This window comes from Shewanella sp. 10N.286.52.E4 (assembly GCF_041468785.1).
In the GTDB taxonomy this organism is placed as follows: domain Bacteria; phylum Pseudomonadota; class Gammaproteobacteria; order Enterobacterales; family Shewanellaceae; genus Shewanella; species Shewanella electrodiphila.
This window is the reverse complement of the sequence record NZ_JBFRJJ010000020.1, coordinates 78702-97792: the sequence shown is the minus strand read 5'-3', so window position 1 is coordinate 97792 and position 19091 is coordinate 78702. Positions and strand designations below refer to the sequence as shown.

14 protein-coding genes and 1 pseudogene are annotated in these 19091 nt (G+C 41.0%); 13 read left to right on the top strand and 2 right to left on the bottom strand.

Annotation, left to right across the window (positions count from 1 at the left end):
• The first annotated feature begins 38 nt into the window (after positions 1–38).
• From ligA to AB4153_RS10780, 9 genes and pseudogenes are all read left to right on the top strand, one after another.
• Entirely contained in the window at positions 39–2045 is a 2007-nt protein-coding gene (gene ligA / locus AB4153_RS10820) for an NAD-dependent DNA ligase LigA (RefSeq protein WP_371997375.1), read from the top strand.
• 221 nt (positions 2046–2266) lie between these two features.
• A pseudogene (locus tag AB4153_RS10815) lies at positions 2267–2728 on the top strand (DUF2919 domain-containing protein); the annotation flags it as partial.
• Positions 2729–3054: 326 nt separating this feature from the next.
• Positions 3055–4248, top strand: coding sequence for an HD-GYP domain-containing protein (locus AB4153_RS10810; RefSeq protein WP_371997374.1), 1194 nt, complete (start codon positions 3055–3057; stop codon positions 4246–4248).
• Between the two features lie 87 nt (positions 4249–4335).
• Positions 4336–5172 (top strand): SDR family oxidoreductase, encoded by an 837-nt coding sequence (locus AB4153_RS10805; RefSeq protein ID WP_371997373.1) that lies wholly within the window; start codon positions 4336–4338, stop codon positions 5170–5172.
• A gap of 105 nt (positions 5173–5277) precedes the next feature.
• Positions 5278–5511: an RNA-binding S4 domain-containing protein gene (locus tag AB4153_RS10800; RefSeq protein WP_102526378.1), complete on the top strand. Its 234-nt coding sequence runs from the start codon at positions 5278–5280 to the stop codon at positions 5509–5511.
• A gap of 10 nt (positions 5512–5521) precedes the next feature.
• The gene (locus AB4153_RS10795) at positions 5522–5911 is read left to right on the top strand and encodes a ribonuclease E inhibitor RraB (protein ID WP_102526333.1); all 390 of its coding nucleotides are present in this window, start codon (positions 5522–5524) and stop codon (positions 5909–5911) included.
• 226 nt (positions 5912–6137) lie between these two features.
• Positions 6138–8123 (top strand): NERD domain-containing protein kinase family protein, encoded by a 1986-nt coding sequence (locus tag AB4153_RS10790; protein WP_102526334.1) that lies wholly within the window; start codon positions 6138–6140, stop codon positions 8121–8123.
• A gap of 123 nt (positions 8124–8246) precedes the next feature.
• Positions 8247–8711, top strand: a complete 465-nt coding sequence (locus tag AB4153_RS10785) for an N-acetyltransferase (protein WP_102526335.1) — start codon at positions 8247–8249, stop codon at positions 8709–8711.
• A 107-nt stretch (positions 8712–8818) separates the two neighbouring features.
• Positions 8819–9733, top strand: coding sequence for a M14 family metallocarboxypeptidase (locus AB4153_RS10780; RefSeq protein ID WP_371997370.1), 915 nt, complete (start codon positions 8819–8821; stop codon positions 9731–9733).
• 133 nt (positions 9734–9866) lie between these two features.
• Here the strand turns inward: AB4153_RS10780 and AB4153_RS10775 are convergent, their stop codons facing one another.
• Together AB4153_RS10775 and AB4153_RS10770 are read right to left on the bottom strand one after the other, a co-directional pair.
• Positions 9867–10223 carry a hypothetical protein gene (locus tag AB4153_RS10775; protein WP_248954760.1) on the bottom strand — a complete coding sequence of 119 codons (357 nt, stop codon included), beginning with the start codon at positions 10221–10223 and terminating at the stop codon, positions 9867–9869.
• A gap of 121 nt (positions 10224–10344) precedes the next feature.
• Positions 10345–10785 carry a hypothetical protein gene (locus AB4153_RS10770; RefSeq protein WP_371997369.1) on the bottom strand — a complete coding sequence of 147 codons (441 nt, stop codon included), beginning with the start codon at positions 10783–10785 and terminating at the stop codon, positions 10345–10347.
• Between the two features lie 687 nt (positions 10786–11472).
• Here AB4153_RS10770 and AB4153_RS10765 point away from each other — a divergent pair.
• The 4 genes from AB4153_RS10765 to AB4153_RS10750 all read left to right on the top strand — a co-directional run bounded on the left by AB4153_RS10765 (position 11473) and on the right by AB4153_RS10750 (position 18992).
• Positions 11473–12852 carry a DASS family sodium-coupled anion symporter gene (locus AB4153_RS10765; protein WP_371997367.1) on the top strand — a complete coding sequence of 460 codons (1380 nt, stop codon included), beginning with the start codon at positions 11473–11475 and terminating at the stop codon, positions 12850–12852.
• Positions 12853–13074: 222 nt separating this feature from the next.
• Positions 13075–13836, top strand: coding sequence for a TSUP family transporter (locus AB4153_RS10760; RefSeq protein ID WP_371997366.1), 762 nt, complete (start codon positions 13075–13077; stop codon positions 13834–13836).
• A gap of 123 nt (positions 13837–13959) precedes the next feature.
• Positions 13960–15234, top strand: coding sequence for an exonuclease subunit SbcD (gene sbcD, locus AB4153_RS10755; RefSeq protein ID WP_371997365.1), 1275 nt, complete (start codon positions 13960–13962; stop codon positions 15232–15234).
• Positions 15231–18992, top strand: coding sequence for an AAA family ATPase (locus AB4153_RS10750; protein ID WP_371997364.1), 3762 nt, complete (start codon positions 15231–15233; stop codon positions 18990–18992). The genes sbcD and AB4153_RS10750 overlap by 4 nt, the downstream gene beginning before the upstream one ends.
• Positions 18993–19091: the final 99 nt, after the last annotated feature.

Here is a 19091-nt window from a genome sequence, read left to right as displayed (position 1 = left end):
GCACTTGCGGCCTCATTTGTCTTTAGATGAGTGATTTTATGCAAGACATTAAAAACGAACTACAGCAAATCAGCAGTGAACTTCATGGTCATAACATTCGTTATTATGTTGATGATGCGCCAAGCATTCCAGATGCAGAATACGATAGGTTAATGCAGCGCTTAATCGCCATTGAAACCGCTCACCCTGAATTAATCAGTAGTGATTCTCCGACACAACGCGTTGGCGGTGCACCACTGGCTAAGTTTGATCAAATCACTCATTTAAAACCGATGCTGAGTTTAGATAACGCCTTTGAAGAGGCAGATTTTGAAGCATTTAATAAGCGTATTACCGATAAAGTGGATACGGTAAGTTATTGCTGTGAGCCAAAGCTTGATGGCTTAGCAGTCAGTATTTTATACCGTAATGGCATATTAGAGCGTGCAGCGACCCGTGGCGATGGTGCAGTGGGTGAAGATATTACTGACAATGTCCGTACGATTAATTCTGTGCCACTTAAACTCCGTGGTGATAACTTTCCTGAATTACTAGAAGTGCGCGGTGAAGTGATTATGCCCAAAGCGGCATTTGATGCATTAAACGAGCGTCAGTTAAGTAAAGGGGATAAGGCATTTGTTAATCCGCGTAATGCTGCTGCAGGTAGCTTGCGTCAATTAGACAGCAAAATCACCGCGACCCGAGCATTAGGCTTTTATGCATACGCACTGGGTGTCGTTGAAGGTGAAGTTGCCCCTTTAGCTGATAGCCATTTTGGCCAATTGAACCAGTTAAAAGACTGGGGGTTACCTTTAAGCCAAGAAGTTAAAGTGTGCAGCACACTGCCTGAAGTCTTTGCCTACTACGCTGATATTATGGCCAGAAGAAGCGCACTGTCTTATGAAATTGATGGTGTGGTGATTAAGGTCAATGACATTGCCAAGCAAATGACTTTGGGCTTTGTTGCGCGTGCTCCGCGCTGGGCAATTGCTTATAAATTCCCCGCGCAAGAAGAAATGACCTTACTTGAAGAGGTCGATTTTCAGGTGGGCCGTACTGGTGCGGTCACGCCTGTAGCTCGCCTTAAGCCTGTATTCGTTGGCGGTGTCACTGTATCGAATGCCACATTACATAATGCCGATGAGATCGCTCGTTTAGGCGTAAAAGTGGGTGATACTGTGATTATTCGCCGCGCGGGAGATGTAATTCCGCAAATCGTTGCTATTGTGCCTGAAAAGCGTCCAGAAGATGCTAAAGATATTACATTTCCAAGCCAGTGCCCAGTGTGTCAGAGTTTAGTTGAACGTCTTGAAGGCGAGGCTGTTGCCCGTTGTAGTGGCGGGCTTTTTTGTGAAGCGCAACGAAAAGAAGCCATCAAACATTTTGCCTCACGTAAAGCGCTTAATATCGATGGTATGGGTGATAAAGTGGTTGAGCAGCTGATTGATAAAGAACTGGTGCAAAGCCCAGCAGAGCTGTTCACCATTACCGCATCAATGGTCACTATGCTTGAGCGAATGGCAATGAAATCAGCCACTAAATTAATTGCCGCAATAGATGATGCTAAAACAACGACCTTGTCGCGCTTTATTTATGCATTAGGTATTCGTGAAGTAGGTGAAGCAACAGCGGCTAATCTTGCAAGTCATTATAAAACCTTAGATGCAGTAAAAGCTGCGAATGTAGATGAGTTGATGGAAGTGGACGATGTAGGTGCTATCGTGGCAAAACATATTAGTCACTTTTTTGCTCAGCCACATAACCTTGAAGTAATAGATAAGCTCATTGAAGCAGGGGTCAATTGGCCTGCAATAGAAGCTGTCGATGAAGCAGAGTTAAGCCTTAAAGGTCAAACATGGGTATTAACGGGTACGTTAACTCAGTTAAACCGAAATGATGCTAAAGCGCAATTACAGGCAATGGGCGCCAAAGTGGCTGGGAGTGTCTCAAAAAATACTGATTGTTTAGTTGCTGGTGAAGCAGCAGGCTCTAAACTTGCTAAAGCACAGGATTTAGGCATTAAAGTCATGAATGAAGATCAACTACTGGCATTACTAAACGGTTAACTAATTATTGATTTGAGCTCAACTCGCGATGGTGGGTTGTGCTCTGCAAAAGTCTCAAATGTCATTAAATTAAATTCAGTAAGCTTATACTTTTGGTTTACACTGGTTTTGCGGTGTAGATTTAACCCATTGCTTGTTTTATGAGGATTTGCCCTCATGTTTACTAGATAAGTAAAAGATTTAAAAATCTTAATCGTTAATAAGCTAACAATAGGTATTCAGTGAATTTCAGTAATATCACTTGGCTAGATGACAAAGGCCACATTAAACCGCCCATTTTTTTGTATTTGATACTGATATTTCTTGCTCGTGGTTGGTGTGTTTTTGCGGCGTCGTTAACGCAGTTCAACGACCGAACAGGATTAGTCAGATTATTTTACCCTGACAAAATCGATTTCTTAATGGCGTTAGTGGCAGGTGTCGGTGCCGTTATTATATATGCATTGGTTATCGCAGAAAGAAAACGAGCCCCTCAGTTTGCTAGGCCATTATTTAATAAGATTAAATATGGACTTTGGCTATTATTAGCCGTCGATGCCATAATATTAAATCAACGGCTTATGCATGATGACTTTTTGTTTCGAGTGAGCTTTGCATTAGATGCGTTATTTATCTTTTGGTCTTGTATTTATTTACTTAAATCAAAACGGTTGAACTATTATTTTAATGATTGGCAACAAGAGACAAACTATCAGCAAGCAGAAAGCCTAAAAGAGCAAGAGCAACCACAAGAGCCAACTTCTGCGCTTGATACGGATAATGATAAACAGCTGTTAGAACAAGCGGTCGATGATCATCATATTAAACATTATAATCGACCAAGAAACAGCAGTGCGTTAACGCAACCATTAGCACAATCATCGTCACAGCAATCGTCACAGCCATTAACAGCAAATATTGAAAGTACTGATGAGAAGACTGATAGCAAATAAGCTTAAAGAGTAGGGCGCTAACCCTACTCAGTGCAATTACCCAATGGATTAAATGGATATTTCGAAGGTAAGCAATAGTGTCAAAAACGGAATCAATTAACATACCTTTGTCACAACTAGTGGTTGGCTTAACAGTCAAACTGCCCCTTTCGTGGTTCAATAACCCCTTCTTTAGAAACAAAGTCCCAGTGACCTCTCAAGCCGAAATCGAATTGATAAACAGTTTAGATATTACATATGTCACCGTGATTGATGGCATGCATTTACTGGCTAATGATGAAGAGATAAAAGACGTTGTTGTAGAAGATGCTGTTCCAGAATTTGATATCCAAGGTGCAATAAAGAAATCCGTTCATTCAGGTCAGAAAAGGTTTAACCAAGCAGCAAGTGATCTCAGGCCGGCTTTCAGTAAGGTCGTCAGCGACCCACAATTATCTTATCGTGAATCGGCGAGTGTTGTTGAGCAATTGATGACCCATCTTTTGGAAAGCAAGCAACCTGAAATTGTTTTTGTCACCAGTGTGGATAAAGAGCCCAGTCTAACTCAGCACAGTGTGTCAGTGGCTGTGCTATCTATGATGATGGCCAATAGTCTTGGTCTTAGTCACAGTGAACTTCGTGATTTAGCCTTGGGTTGCGTGTTCCACGATATTGGCAAGCTCAAAATCCCAGACGCAATTAGACGTAAACGCAAGGATTTAACTACTGTCGAAATAAACTATATGAAAACCCACCCTAATCTTGGTTATGAAATGCTAGACAGAAGTGGGCTATTTCCAGCGCCAATGTTAGACATTGTATTGCATCACCACGAGTGTCTTGATGGCAGCGGTTATCCGAATAAGCTGAATGAAGTCAAAATTCCTAAACTGACTCAAATAGCGGCACTGGCAAATGATTATGCAGGCTTGTTGCTTAAAACAGGCTCACCGCAAGTTGCCCTTGGTACTCTCTTTAAAACCCGTGTGGGTAAGCATGGAAAAGACCTTATTCAAGTGTTGGTAAAAGTGTTGGGCATTTACCCTCCGGGTTCGATTGTGAAATTATCAGACGGTTCTATTGCTAAAGTCATGATGACGTCAAGAGATTCAAAACAACCTCATGTTTATAGCTGTAATGATCGCGGCGGCCAAGCCGTGTTTCGTTGTTTAACTGATGAAGATGTCAGTGTTGTAGAAACGGTTAAAGCCGACTCTTTGTCAGAGAAAGTTGTTAGCACCTTGCAAGTGCAAAGTCCTGTGTGTTTTTATCCAAGTCATATCATTGAGTGAGCGATTTAATGGTTTATTGAATCACTAAATAAATTTACTTTAAATTCATCGCCTCGCTCATCTCACCATTTTAAACACGGAAAAATCATGAATAAAGTTGCAATTGTCGGTTGTGGTTGGTTTGGTCTGCCTTTAGCTAAAGCGTTAGTGAGTGCTGGAATAACCGTTGCTGGTACTAAAAGAAGCCCAGAGGGTTGCGATGAACTTTCCCTGAATGGCGTTACGCCTTTTGAACTGGATTTGAGCCTGATTAACCAACAAACTCTTGCTCAAGATTGTATTCGCTTAACCCCTTTATTGAACGCAGAAGTGCTGATTGTGAATATTCCACCAGGCCTTAGGCGGGGTGAGAACCAATATCTAAATCATATTGAGCGCCTACATCAACTCATTGATGGCCGAAATTATAAGCGGGTAATATTTATCAGTACGACGGGGGTGTACCCTTCTAGCGATCAACATATGCATGAAAATGATGCTCAAGCTTATGACGATAAAAGTGCAGTTTTGCTCAAGGCTGAGTCTTATTTTACTGCGATGAATAATAGCTGCATTATTCGCTTTTCAGGTTTAATAGGCCCTAAAAGGCACCCTGGTAAGTTTTTTGCTGGAAGGCAAGATATTGCAGGTGGGAATGTAGCGGTGAACCTTGTTCATCTTGATGATTGTATTCAGGCTATTAAAGCCATTCTATCTGCAACTGAGCAAGGTAAACCAGTCGCGAGCATATATAATTTAGCAGCACCTCATCACCCAACAAGAGCGGAGTTTTATCGGGCTGCAGCGATTCATTTAGGTTTGAGCGCTCCTGAATTCAATCAACAAACATTACCGAGTAAAACAATAATCGGCGATTTAATTTGCAAGCAGCTTGGTTTCAACTATATTCATCCGGATCCTGTCAGTATGCTCGACGCCTGCTAATAGGAATTGAGTTAGCCTTTACATGAGTCGGTGGGTTTTAAGATTGGTATTAATTCATGTTCAGGTATAATAGCCGACATATTTATGAGCAAAGGCCAATATCCAATGAGCAGCGAAGTTGCAGAATTCCCACTATTAAGTGGTGATGAGTTTGTAGAGTTATATAAAGTATTAAAAGTACAAGGTTTAGTAGATGGCGGCGGCGCAGCTAAGCACGTTATCTCTGAAGGTTTCGTTAAAGTAAATAACGAAGTTGATACTCGCAAGCGTAAGAAATGTGTTGTGGGCGATGTCATTGAATTCAATGGCGAGTTCATTAAAATTGTTGCTAGTGCATAAGGACAGAATAATGCAATTCCCTGATGATGATAATGGTAAAATGTTAGCCGCAATGGCTGAATCTGGCATCGATTTATCGGTAGCCTTGGATGTTGACTTCTTTCTTATTTTTGATGACCAACGCGATGCAGAGTCTGCACTTGAAGCGTTAGCTCAAAAAGATGTTAACGGTGAGCTTGAGCTGAACTTCAGTGAAGAAATCGAAAAGTGGGAGCTGATTGTTTGTTTAAACATGGTGCCTACTTATGATGATTTAGTCGCAAAAGAAATAGAGCTAAACACGTTTGCACAAGAGTTTGATGGCATGACTGACGGGTGGGGCGTAATGCAACATCAAGAAGGTGATGATGAGTTTGCTGACGATGATCATGAAAGTGGTCATTGTTCACACACTCATTAATACCATCAAACTAACAGATGGTTATATCATTTTCTGCAGAAAATACTGCAAGAAATATGAAGATTATTCAGTTAGATAATTGATTCATCATTTAACCCATTAATCACTGTTAAGTTAATGAAAACAAAAACCACCTTTTAGGTGGTTTTTTTGTGTCTTTCTATTATAGGATGTAGCCATATGCAGAAGATAGATAACAATAATTATTAATGGAGTCGCATTCTCAATGGCAAGACATATTAGTTTTGGTACCCCAGTCAACGACGCCGAACGTTGGGCATTTTCTCTTTTATCCGACGAACTCCCAGAAGATTATTTACTCCTAACCAATGTAGAGATCCCTACTCATACCGGTCAAGCGATGGAAGTCGATGCGCTCGTTGTCGGTGAATTTGGCGTCTATGTTGTCGATGTGAAAGGCTATATTGGTCGCTTAAATGCTGGACTTCACGCGTGGTCTTTAGATGGTCGCCATGTGGACAATAGCTTGTCGAAAGCCAATTATGTTGCACGGGTTTTAGCCGGAAAATTAAAGAACAAAATTCCTGTTGGTGTATATGCGCCTTGGTGTCAGGGCATGGTATTTGTCACTGGCCGAAAAGGCGAAGAAATCCTTGTAGAGAAAGACACTGGTAAACTGAGTATTTACACCCCTGCAAAAATTATCGCTGCGCTAACCAAAGAATGGGGCTTAACAGCGCCTCATATTCATCCTGTTACCGAAACCCAAAAAGAAATGGTGTTAGATACGATAGGCCAGGTGGCATTAGTTGAGCAGCGAAATAATAAAATTCAGGACTTTATTAAACTCAAATGTTTATTCTTACAGCAAGGCTTAGAGGTCTGGCAGTCAGAATATAATCCAGGTGGTTGGACTGCGCCCTGGTTATTGAAGATATTAGTAACAAGCCAGTTTGAAGATGCTATTGAAGCGAACTCCCATGAGCAAAAGTTGCGTGATGAATTTAAGCGCATTCAGTCGCTGTCAGGCTGTAGCTGTGTGCCATTTTGTGCGCCATTAATTCAAGACGGTGAGCAAGTGGTGCTACCGATTAGAATGCCGCGAGGCGTACCACTTAATATTTTCGATATTGAGCAACAAACCACTTATCAATTATTAGAAATCTTACGACGCAGTGTCACGGGACTTCAGCAAATCCATCGCCGTGGATACACCATTGGTGGTTGGGCTGAAAACTGTATTTTTATCTCAGAAGATGCAGATGTAGAATTTATTGATATTAAAGACTCTCTTAATACCAGCGAAGATATTAAAGCTTATGCCAAAGCATTTCTGGAACTGGCCGAGAAAACGCTCCAACCACGTATTTATCAATGGTATCGCGCAGCTGCCAAAGGCAGCACAATCGATTTAGATGCAATTCGTTGCGATTTATCTGCCCTAATTGATTTAGGTGTGTGTGATACTTTGCCGCAAAAAATCGACGTTGAACAAGGCGCAGTGGTTGACCATCATTACCGCTTAGACAAATTCATTTCAGCAACATCACGAAGCCAACTCTGGCGTGCTATGCACCTTCAAGGTAATTATCCATGTTGTGTGAGCGTTTACCAAGATGTTGATAATCAATGGCACACTTTAAGTAATATGTACCGCAGTTTAGCTAAAATCTATCACCCGCATGTTGAGCGTGTTTTAGCTTTTGGACAGTTACCTCAATCAGATGATTTATTTATTGCAAGGGATTGGGTACAAGGTGTCGGTCTTGATGAAGTACCATCGATTGAAGTTGGCCAACCACGTTTGTGGTTCGTGCAACTACTTACGGCATTACAGTACCTTCACAGTCTTGATATCCACCACGGAGCAATTTGTCCTAAAAATATAATCTGCCGTGATGAAAAAGCCACTCTGGTGAATTTTGGTATTGGTTCTGATATTGCTGCAAGCCATTATGCTGCTCAATACGCGGATCCTAATTTATGGTCGGTGGAAGGTGATGCAGAAAAAGATTTGTATGGTTTAGTGGCAAGTTTTATTGATGCAATGGCGCCAGACTCGATTAAGCAAGGCTCTGGGGCTGATGCGATATTAAGGGCGCTGGAACAATATGATAAGCAATGGCTTGGTGAAGCGTTTTATGAGGCTTGCCATAAGATTTTGAGATTTGAGCTCAGAATTGTGCCTAACATGAGTTATGCCAAGCAGTTAGGGTTAGATGAATTAGAACTAGAGAACTCAGGTTTATAACACTTAAATTTATAACATGCCTTATTCAGTGCGGCTGATAAACAATGATGTGGTTAGAGTCTTAAGGATAAATACTAACCACAATCAAAAGGCAATAACGTAAAACAATCAACGAGGGAAACGATGATTATTAACCGTATAACTTTGACCGACTTTAATGATATTTTGCCTTTATTTAGCCAATATATGGCGTTTTACAGTGTTAATTCGCCAGAAAGTGAGTATGTAGGTTATTTATCAGATCGTTTAAAAAATCAGGATGCATTCATCTTTGCAGCTTATAACGATAAAAACCAAGTTGTTGGCTTTGTACTTAATTATCAGACGTTTTCTTCAGTAGAGTTAGGAAAGGTATTAGTGCTAAATGATTTGTTTGTTGATGTTGATTCAAGAAATCAAGGCGTTGCGAACAAACTGATTGAATGCTCAATTGAACTTGCCAGAGGTATAGGTGCTGTGCGGGTGGACTTAGGGACTGCTAAAGTTAACTTTCCTGCTCAGTCAGTGTATGAAAAAATAGGATTTGTTAAAGACACGCGCTTTTTTTCTTACAGCTTATCAGTCAAGGATCATTCTCCCGTTGCCTAAGTTCTTGTAACTGGGGCTTGTTAAGTGATAAAACCTTTGTTTAATGAGCTAGGGTAAACTAGCAAAACGGTTAATTACATCAAAATAAAAACAATACTAGGATGGATATGCAAACTAACGAGCCTTATAGCATTGGCGTCACTGGCCAAAAATGGTCTGATGAACATAAGCAGCAATGGTTGTCACAGCAACAGGTTAAACGCAGTTATCAGCAAGAGGTCGTCAACAAGATTGATGCTTTGCGTGAACAATTTAGCGTTTCTCAATATGGCGCACTGTCATATGATGCTAACAAGTATCCTTTACTATTGATCCGAAGTGCATGGGACGAGAGTAAACCAGTGGTTTTAATCACAGGTGGTGTGCATGGTTACGAGACCAGCGGCGTTCAAGGCGCTATTCGCTTTATAGAAACCAAAGCAAAGCAGTATGCAGAGCAATTTAATATTATCGTAGCACCTTGTGTCAGTCCTTGGGGATACGAAACCATTAACCGCTGGAACCCAAATGCAGTCGATCCTAATCGCTCGTTCTATACTAATAGTCCTGCAGAAGAGTCCGCAGCCTTGCTCAAAGTGATGGCAGAGCTCAATGTCGATGTGCTTGCTCATATTGACTTGCATGAAACTACTGACACTGATAATTCAGAATTTAGACCAGCTTTAGCTGCCAGAGATGGCATCGTGAATCATAACTGGAATATTCCTGATGGTTTTTATTTAGTGGGCGATACTGAAAACCCTCAAGCAGAGTTTCAACGAGCTATTATTAAAGGCGTAGAGGAAGTTACTCATATCGCCCCCGCTGACGATGACGGCAAATTAATCGGCGTTGAATTAGCTCAATTTGGAGTAATAAACTATCCATGTGGTGAACTAGGTCTATGTGCAGGCTTAACTCAAGCCCAGTATAAAACCACGACAGAAGTATACCCTGATAGTCCTTTATCTGATGCTGAAAACTGTATTTTGGCGCAAGTCGCAGCGATTTGTAGTGGCTTGGAATATTTGATTCAAGCTTAGCCTAGATTAAACGTAAACCTTGTTGTCATAAGCGCTAGGAACTGACTTCTGATTAAAATAAACCTGCCATTTGGCAGGTTTTTTATTAAATCGATATCCATCCTTAACAATGCTCTTTCTATCATTAGCACCGTTAATCTGATAATCCGAGTAATTCATCACCTTCGACAATATGAGTATTGGTCGTGTAATAAGCCAAGCTATATTCAATATTTAAAGAGAAATAAACGCTTTGCTTAAGATGAGCCTTAATGGCTTGTTCAATGTCGACACTGAGCTGATGCGTAAAGGCACTATCTCGGTGAGGTTTGGTTAATAGAGACACGGTTATCAGCATGTGGGAGTATTTATACTGTGAGCAGGGATAAGCCCTAGATTTACATACGCCAGCACTCGCATCATGGCCGTTAATTATTTTCTCTACGACATCAAATATCTTATCGGTATCAATATCGACATTATCTGAATATTTGATTTCTACATGAGGCATGTAATTGAGCTCCGGAAGAGGTAAACGCCTCAATATGGAGACGTTATTTATGGGGCACATGTTACATGAGTTTAGCGACTTTATATCTCAATTTTCATATCAGAGTTTATTTCTGTGTTTATTAAAACTTATAGCCAAAATTTAATGTAATAGAGGTTGATGTGTCAGTGTCGCCTTTATCTGCATATAAGCCACCTTCATCTTCTCGTGTAACACCAATACCGGTACCAATGACAAAGCCTTTTTGTGCAAAGCCATCAAAATGGTAATCATAGGTGATGAAGGCAAAGCCATCTTCACTTTGTAATTCCTCTCTACCTACAACAATTCCGTAAGCATGCTTTGAGTTTTCACTAAAAGTGGTTTGAAGGCCAGCAGCAAAGCCGACTATGCCTACAGAAGCATAATATTTGGTTGATGGGGTTTTATAGGCAAATTGTCCCCCTAAAACACCACCAAATTGATGACCTAAGCCAACGGCGGGTTCAAATTCGCCTGCAGAACTTAATCCTGGGGAGCACATTAAGGTAACAAACGATAGAGCAAGTAAAGATGTTTTCATGAAAATCCTTTTTCGGGTTTTAACTAGATTAGAACTTCTCGCAAGTAGCTGTTCATTGATTAAGCACTTCATTAATTTAGTACTGCATTGACTTAGTACTTTATTGAATGTGCACTCTAGTGAACAACTCATTAAAGTTTCAATAACCTAACATAATTATATTTTAATTCAATAAGTTAAAAGGGAATACTGGTTAAGTACGAGCAATTATGTTGTCCAATGTTTAATTCAGGAAGCGGTGTTAGGGATTTATTCAATATTTTCAATGAATTAATAGGTGATTTCTGTGTAGGTAAATTGCAGTTATGGGGTTTCGCCACAGAACTAAAACTCGAATTGAACTGAGATATGCTAATTTTCTAGGCTTGTTTGGGTTCACGTAAATGTTGTTAACTTTGCTCTACACCCAATTCCCTAGCGGCTATTTAGATCTACATCACAAATTTGGATGCTAATAAACATTCACAATAATCACATTATATGAATAGATTTGTTGTTTTGACACTTAATAACCACATATTTAGTCATATGGTTGTACGGTTGAGTCACAAATGAGTTGTTGCTTGCTGCTTGTATCACACAAATGGTTCTTTGGGGTGTAATAAAGCAACCATAAAACAGAACTTTATCTTAGTCATCGGTGTGCTTTACATTGTTCTCCATAAAAAACAAAAGGAGGGCGCTTTAATGGAAAACATACCGAATAAGTCATCAACAACAGCGAAGAACAAAAAAGATTTTATTATCTTGTTTAGCAACATTGCATTATTCGCTTTGCTTTATCACTTTTTACCATTTGAACAAGGGGTCAATACAGGCTTGTCGCTGCTAATTTTTGCGGCAGTTCTGTGGTTAACCGAAGCAATTCATATCAGTATTACTGCGATTTTAATTCCTATTATCGCGGTTTTTTTAGGGGTGTTTGATACTCAAACGGCAATGAGTAACTTTGCCAACCCGATCATTTATTTATTTTTTGGTGGCTTTGTTTTAGCTGCAGCGCTAAATCATCAGGGTATAGATAAATTGATTGCTCAGAAGGTATTACAACTTTCTAAAGGTAAGCTCAGTATCGCGTGTTTTTTACTTTTTGCAGTAACTGCCGTCTTATCAATGTGGATCAGTAATACTGCTACTGCAGCAATGATGTTGCCGCTTGCCTTAGGGATATTGCATCAACTTGAATTTAAAGATCATAAAACCACTTACTTGTTTGTGCTTCTGGGTATCGCTTATTCGGCTAATATCGGTGGCATAGGAACATTAGTCGGTAGTCCACCTAATGCCATAGCCGCTGCGCAAGTCGGACTGACTTTCAGTGACTGGTTAGCGTTTGGTTTGCCTACTGTGGCGTTAATGTTGCCAGCCATGTTGATTGCATTGTACTTGTATTTAAAGCCAGACTTATCTGCGAAATGTGAAATAAAGGCTGAAACAGAATCACTGTCTATGAGTGGTAAACTGACCTTAGTCATCTTTTTAGCCACAGTATGTTGCTGGATATTCAGTAAACCTCTAGCTCAGGCATTAGGCGGGATCAGTAAGTTTGATACTATTGTCGCACTTGGCGCAGTGGTGGTGCTTGCGGGCCTTAAATTAGTTGATTGGAAGAAGATTGAGTCAACTACAGACTGGGGCGTACTCATCTTATTTGGTGGTGGCTTAACACTAAGTGCAGTACTAAAAGCGACTGGCACCAGTGTATTTTTAGCTCACTTTGTTACCGACATTTTTGGTAACGCACATATGGCTTTATTTGTGATTGCCGTGATTGCTTTTGTCGTGATGCTGACTGAGTTTGCAAGTAATACCGCGAGTGCCGCATTACTCGTACCCGTTTTTGCCGCAATTGCTGAGCCTTTAGGTTTATCCCCTGTGATGATTTCTGTGGTGATTGGTATCGCGGCATCGTGTGCGTTTATGCTGCCGGTTGCCACACCGCCAAATGCCATTGTCTTCGGCTCTGGCTATATCAAACAATCTGAAATGATGCGAGCAGGCTTGATTATTAACTTTATTAGTATGTTGATACTGTTTTTAATAACCAACTTCTTTTGGGGTTTTTAAACGAGTAAGTCACAAGATACTCAGATAGCAAGAAAGGCAACTTAGGTTGCCTTTTTTATTATCTTTTTCATCGAAAAAGAACAATTTAACAGCATAAACGTTAAAGGTTTTATACAAGTTCGAGCTTTCAAAACACAAAAACACATTTGTTTTAGATAGCTTTTGAAATTTATATGTAAAGCAGGTCTAATGGCCTATAAATAATAATTAAAGACACACCTCATGTTCGAACTGACCCTACAACTCGCCATCATATTATTTTTTGTTGCCATTCTTGCTGGTTTTATTGATGCCATAGCTGGTGGTGGAGGTCTTTTGACCATCCCAGCATTGATGTGGGCTGGATTGCCCCCGGCTGCTGCACTAGGAACCAATAAGCTTCAAGCTTGTGGTGGCAGCTTTTTTGCCAGTTTATATTTTATTCGCAAAGGGATGATTAATCTAAAACAGGCAAAGCTATCTATCATTTGCGCATTCGTTGGCGCTGCAGTGGGCACCATCATAGTACAAATGATTGATGTCAGTATTTTACAGCTGGTTTTGCCATTTCTGATATTAGCGATTGGTTGTTACTTTTTATTTTCAAAAAAGATATCTGAAGAAGATAAGCAACAAGTATTAACCCCTACCATGTTTGCTTTTACCGCAGCGCTTGGGGTAGGTTTTTATGATGGTTTCTTTGGTCCAGGTACAGGAAGCTTTTTTGCATTAGCGTTTGTATCACTAGCAGGATACGGGCTTGCTAAAGCAACGGCCCATGCAAAAATCCTGAATTTTGCCACTAACATATCGTCATTGATTTTCTTTCTGATTGGCGGGCAAGTCTTCATTGTTTTAGGTTTGATTATGCTGGTTGGCCAAGCCATTGGCGCGACGTTAGGTTCACGTTTAGTGATGTCAAAAGGTGTGAAGATTATTAAGCCTCTTGTTGTAACAATGTCGTTTTTAATGAGCTTTAAATTATTATGGACCCAATACGGTTAACTAATATGGTTAACTAATACGGTTAACGATTACGGTAAATTAGTATGGTTGGCGTTGTCCAAATACATTAACTCAGCTCATTTGTGCTGAGGTTAACTACCACATTCAGTTTTATAGGTTGCTATGCGCATTATTCATACATCAGATTGGCATTTAGGGCAGAATTTTTACGGAAAAAGCCGTGCCAACGAACATCAATTATTCATGCAGTGGTTGCTTGAGCAGATCAAATTACATGATGTTGATGCGTTAATTGTTGCGGGTGATATTTTCGATACTGGAACACCGCCAAGTTATGCTCGTAGCCTTTACAATCAATTTATTGTCGATATTCAACAGACAGGTTGTCAGCTCATCGTATTGGGCGGAAACCATGATTCTGTAGCCACCTTAGGTGAGTCCAAGCAATTGCTTGCATGTCTTAATGCCACTGTTATTCCAGGGGCACTCGACAATGTTGATGAGCATGTATTAGTGATAAAGGATAAACATCAACAACCTTGTGCCATTATCTGCGCATTGCCATATTTGCGCCCTAGGGATTTGGTGCTAAGTCAATCTGGTGAGTCTAGTACTGATAAACAACGCAAGCTGGGTAATGAAATCGCCTCTTTGTATGAACAATGTTTTGAGCGTGCACAACTGCTTAATCAGCAACAGGATAAGCCATTACCTATTATTGCTACAGGGCACTTAACCACGGTTGGAGCTAGCACCAGTGAATCTGTCAGGGATATTTACATCGGCAGTCTTGATGCATTTAATGCATCTCTGTTTCCCGCAGCGGACTACATTGCCTTAGGTCATATTCACAGGCCGCAAAAAATCGCTAAGACTGAGCACATTCGTTATAGCGGTTCACCGATCCCATTAAGCTTTGATGAATTGACTGGGCAAAAAAGTGTCTTTCTGGTTGAATTTAAGCAAGATAAATTAGCTGAAGTAAACGCTATTGACGTGCCTCGATTTCAGGCTATGGCAAGCTTAAAAGGCAGTTTAATTGATATTGAAGCAAGCTTGGCTGAATTTACAGTGAAATCGACTGATGCCGAGCCAGAAACGACTTGGCTGAGTATTGAAGTTGCGCAGCAAGACTTTTTGAGTGATTTACAGAGTCGCATTGCTGATATCACAGAACCTTTAGCGGTTGAGGTGTTGCAACTTAAGCGTGCTCGCAGTCAACGTCAGCAACAAATAGCGCAGCTTGATAATGAAACTTTATCAGAGCTTTCTGTTAATGATGTGTTTGAGCGGCGTTTAGCCCAAGAGGATTTTTCAGAGCTCGCCCAGCAACAAAGGCTAGAAAGGATCAAACTGCAATTCAATCAAGTCGTTGAACAGGTTGTTGAGCAAGGTGCCCAAGTTGAAACAAGTACATCTGAGGAGACTAAAGCATGAAAATCCTCAGCTTACGTTTTAAAAACATCAACTCGTTAAAAAATGAATGGAAAATCGATTTCACCCAATCACCGTTTAAAGAAAATGGTTTATTCGCGATTACTGGCCCGACAGGATCAGGTAAAACCACCATCTTAGATGCCATTTGTTTAGCCCTATATCATCGAACGCCGCGATTAAAGGTTATCTCGAAAACCACTAATGAGTTAATGACTCGTGGCACCAGCGATTGTTTGGCTGAAGTTGAGTTTGAAGTAAAAGGTAAAGGCTATCGCGCTTTTTGGAGCCAACGTCGCTCACGGGGTCAAATTGATGGCAATTTGCAAGATGCGCAAGTAGAGCTTGCCGAACTTGATTCAGGTAAAATACTCGCCAGCCAAGTGAAACAAAAAACCGAGTTAACCGAAGCGGTTACTGGCCTAGACTTTGCGCGTTTTACTAAATCAATGATGCTATCTCAAGGGCAATTCGCGGCTTTTTTAAATGCGGATGCCAATGATCGCGCTGAGTTACTCGAAGAACTAACAGGTACAGAAATTTATGGTTTGATCTCAGAGCAAGTCCATCTGAATTTTAGTGAAGCCAAGCAAGCATTAAAACTGTTAGAGGCCAAAACAGACAGTGTTGAGCTGCTAACGGACGAAGCGATAGTAGATAAGCGTGCTGAAGCATTACAATTAGAGCAGCAAGAGACGCAATTGCAAGCTAAAACGCAACAATTTCAGCAGCACTTAACTTGGGCGCAGCAATGCGTTAAATCTAGCCAGCAGCTTACTGATAGCCAGCAAACGTTAGCGGCAGCTGAAGCTGATATTTCAGCACAAGCCCCAGCATTAGCAAAATTAAATGCCAGCGAGCCTGCGCAGATCATTACGCCTTTATTCACTTCGCTTAATAAGTTAAATGAACAAAAAAGCCAACTTGATGAGCAACAAGAAGAGCTAAAACAAGCTGGGCAAGATGCGCAAGTGACATTTAATGATGCTGTAGCTGAGCATGAGAATAAACAACAAGAGAATTTACAACTTAAGCAAAGTCATCAACAATTAATCGAGTTAGTTGAGCAGCAGGTTGAACCGTTAGATAAGCAAATAGAAAAGTTAAATTTTCAATTGTCCGAGCAGCAAAAATCCAAGCAGCAACAGCAAACGCAATTACAACAAGTAGAGCGTGAGCAGCATCAACTCAATCAACAGTTAACTGAAAATAATCAAGCTAAGTTAACCAACCAGCAGTTAATTGAACGTTTCCCACAAGGCCAGTTGATCCAAAGTCATATTGCCGTGTGGAAACAACAAGCAAGCAACTATGCCAGGTTAAGTCAAAAAGATGCTGAGCTGGTTAAGGCTATCGAAGCTCAATCGGTGCAAGGTATACAGCATACAGAGCAGCTTGAGCAGTACCAGAAAAGCGTTGAATTGCAGCAAGTTGAAGTGCAGCAAAAATTAGCTGCGCTCAATGCTAGCGAGCATCAACTTGCCCAATTACTTGCTGGCAGCACAGAAGGGCAACTGCAGGCCCAGTATCAACAATTAATTGATCAGCAGGTTTCTCGCAGCCGATTACAGCAATTGCAACAACTGCATCTTGAAAGTCAGCAAGAACTGAATAATGAGCTAAAACAGGCACAGCAATTGTCTGAGCAGCTAGGGCAAATTGACCAGCAGCTTCACCAAGTGCGCACGGAATGGCAATCAAAGAACCAACAGGTTAAAGATTTACAATCGTTACTTAAACAAGAACAGCAAATTGTAAACTTAACCGCTGAGCGGGCTAAATTGATCCAGGGTGAACCTTGTGCTTTATGCGGCGCTAAAGAGCACCCTTTAGTTGACCATTATCAAGCCATTGATGTGAGTGACACTGAAGTGCGTTTTCAAAGCGAGTCTGACGCATTGCAGCTGATTAAAACTCAAGGTGAGCAGTTAAGCCTTGAAAAGAAACAGCGCCAGCATCAACTCGAATTATTAACTGCGCAGCAAGAAAAAAGCCAACATCAAATTACTCAATATTTATCAGAGTATCAACAGATTACTGAGCAATTGTTGATTGGGCATTTAGCACCAAACGAGGGCGAGATTGATGCGCTATCGCTAGCTGAATTTATTCAACATGCAACGCAGCAGCAACAGCAATTACACCAGCAACTTGCAACTATTAGGCAGCACTCTACTTCGCACCAGCAATGTATTGAGAAATACCAGCAAGCACAGGCTCATGCTGAGCAGCTGCAAAATCAACTGATGTTAACGAAGCAGCAATCGCAAACTCAGATGCAAAAATTACAAGAGCTTAAGCAACATCAGGCTGAAACTCAGCAGCAGATTGCTGACTTATTGGGTGATAGCCAAACCAGTGTCTCTCAAGCAGGCTTAACCATGCCTGAAATGAGCCTATTTGAGTCGTGGTTGGTTGAATTAGACATTCAAATTACCCAATGGCAAAAAGCGTTTGAGCAGCAAGGGGTGTTAGAGCAAGAGCATCAGTTATGCTCACAAAAGATAGCAGCGTTAATGACCCAGCATCAAGACATGACTGCTAAAAACAGTGTCCTTGACTCTCAGCTCGAACAATTGACAGCTGAGCAGAACAACACCAGCAAGCAGCGTTTTGTGCTATTTGCCGACAAACAATGTCCTCAAGAGAAACAAGCCAGTCACCAGTCAATGCAGCAAGCTGAACTTAGGTTAAACCAAGCAAATGATGTTCGAGTCAATATGCAGCAGCAACTGGACAAGTTAGTTGCCCAGCGTCAAGCTAATGAGCAACAAGTTCAGCGTTTAACCATTGAGTTAAACGAGGCTGGTAGCGCATTTAAACAGGCGCTATCAACCAGTCCATTTGCCAGCCAAGCTGAGTTTGAACAAGCTGTGATGCCAAGCGAGCAACGAGAAGCACTGAAGCAACTCAAGCAGCAATTAGATCAAAGCATGGTTAAAGCCAGCACCTTAGTTGAACAAGCGAAAACACAATTGGCGCAATTGATTATCCAAACTAAGGAACTCGGCTTTAGCCAAAACGACTCGGAGAAGTTAACTGAGCAAACAATTGCAAGTCATAGTGAGCAGGTGATTACAGAAGTCAGTGAATTGAGCAAACAAACTGAAAGGGCATTGGCGGAAGTGAAACAACAGCTTTGGCAAATTGCGCATTTGCTTAAAGAAGATGAAAGTAAACGTCAAGGTCAGCAACAGCTGGTTGAGCAGCTCAACCAAGCAAAACAAGATTATGATGACATCGCTTATTTGCATTCGTTGATTGGCTCGCAAAAAGGCGATAAATTCAGGAAATTCGCTCAAGGACTGACATTAGATCATTTAGTGACCCTCGCTAATCGTCAGTTAGATAGGCTTCAAGGTCGTTATTTGCTGGAAAGAAAGCAATCGGAATCGCTTGAGTTACAAGTTTTAGATACCTGGCAGGGCGATGCAGTGCGTGACACGCGGACTTTATCAGGCGGTGAAAGCTTTTTAGTGAGTTTAGCTTTAGCACTGGCACTATCGGATTTAGTCAGTCATAAAACCAGTATTGATTCATTATTCTTAGATGAAGGATTTGGCACCTTAGATAGCCAAACATTAGACACTGCGTTAGATGCGTTAGATAACTTAAATGCATCAGGTAAAATGATTGGCGTAATTAGTCATATTGAAGCGATGAAAGAGCGGATAAGCGTGCAAATCAAAGTGAATAAAATGAACGGGCTTGGGGTGAGCCGTTTACAAGCTGAATACAAAGTTGAGACTGCTGCTGAGTAAAATCAAATTTGCAGCTTAGAAGGGCGGTTCAGTGTGAAACTTCCCGGCCTTGTATGTCGAGAGTACTTTTTGTTTAACTGGGTGTACTGTATTGTAAGT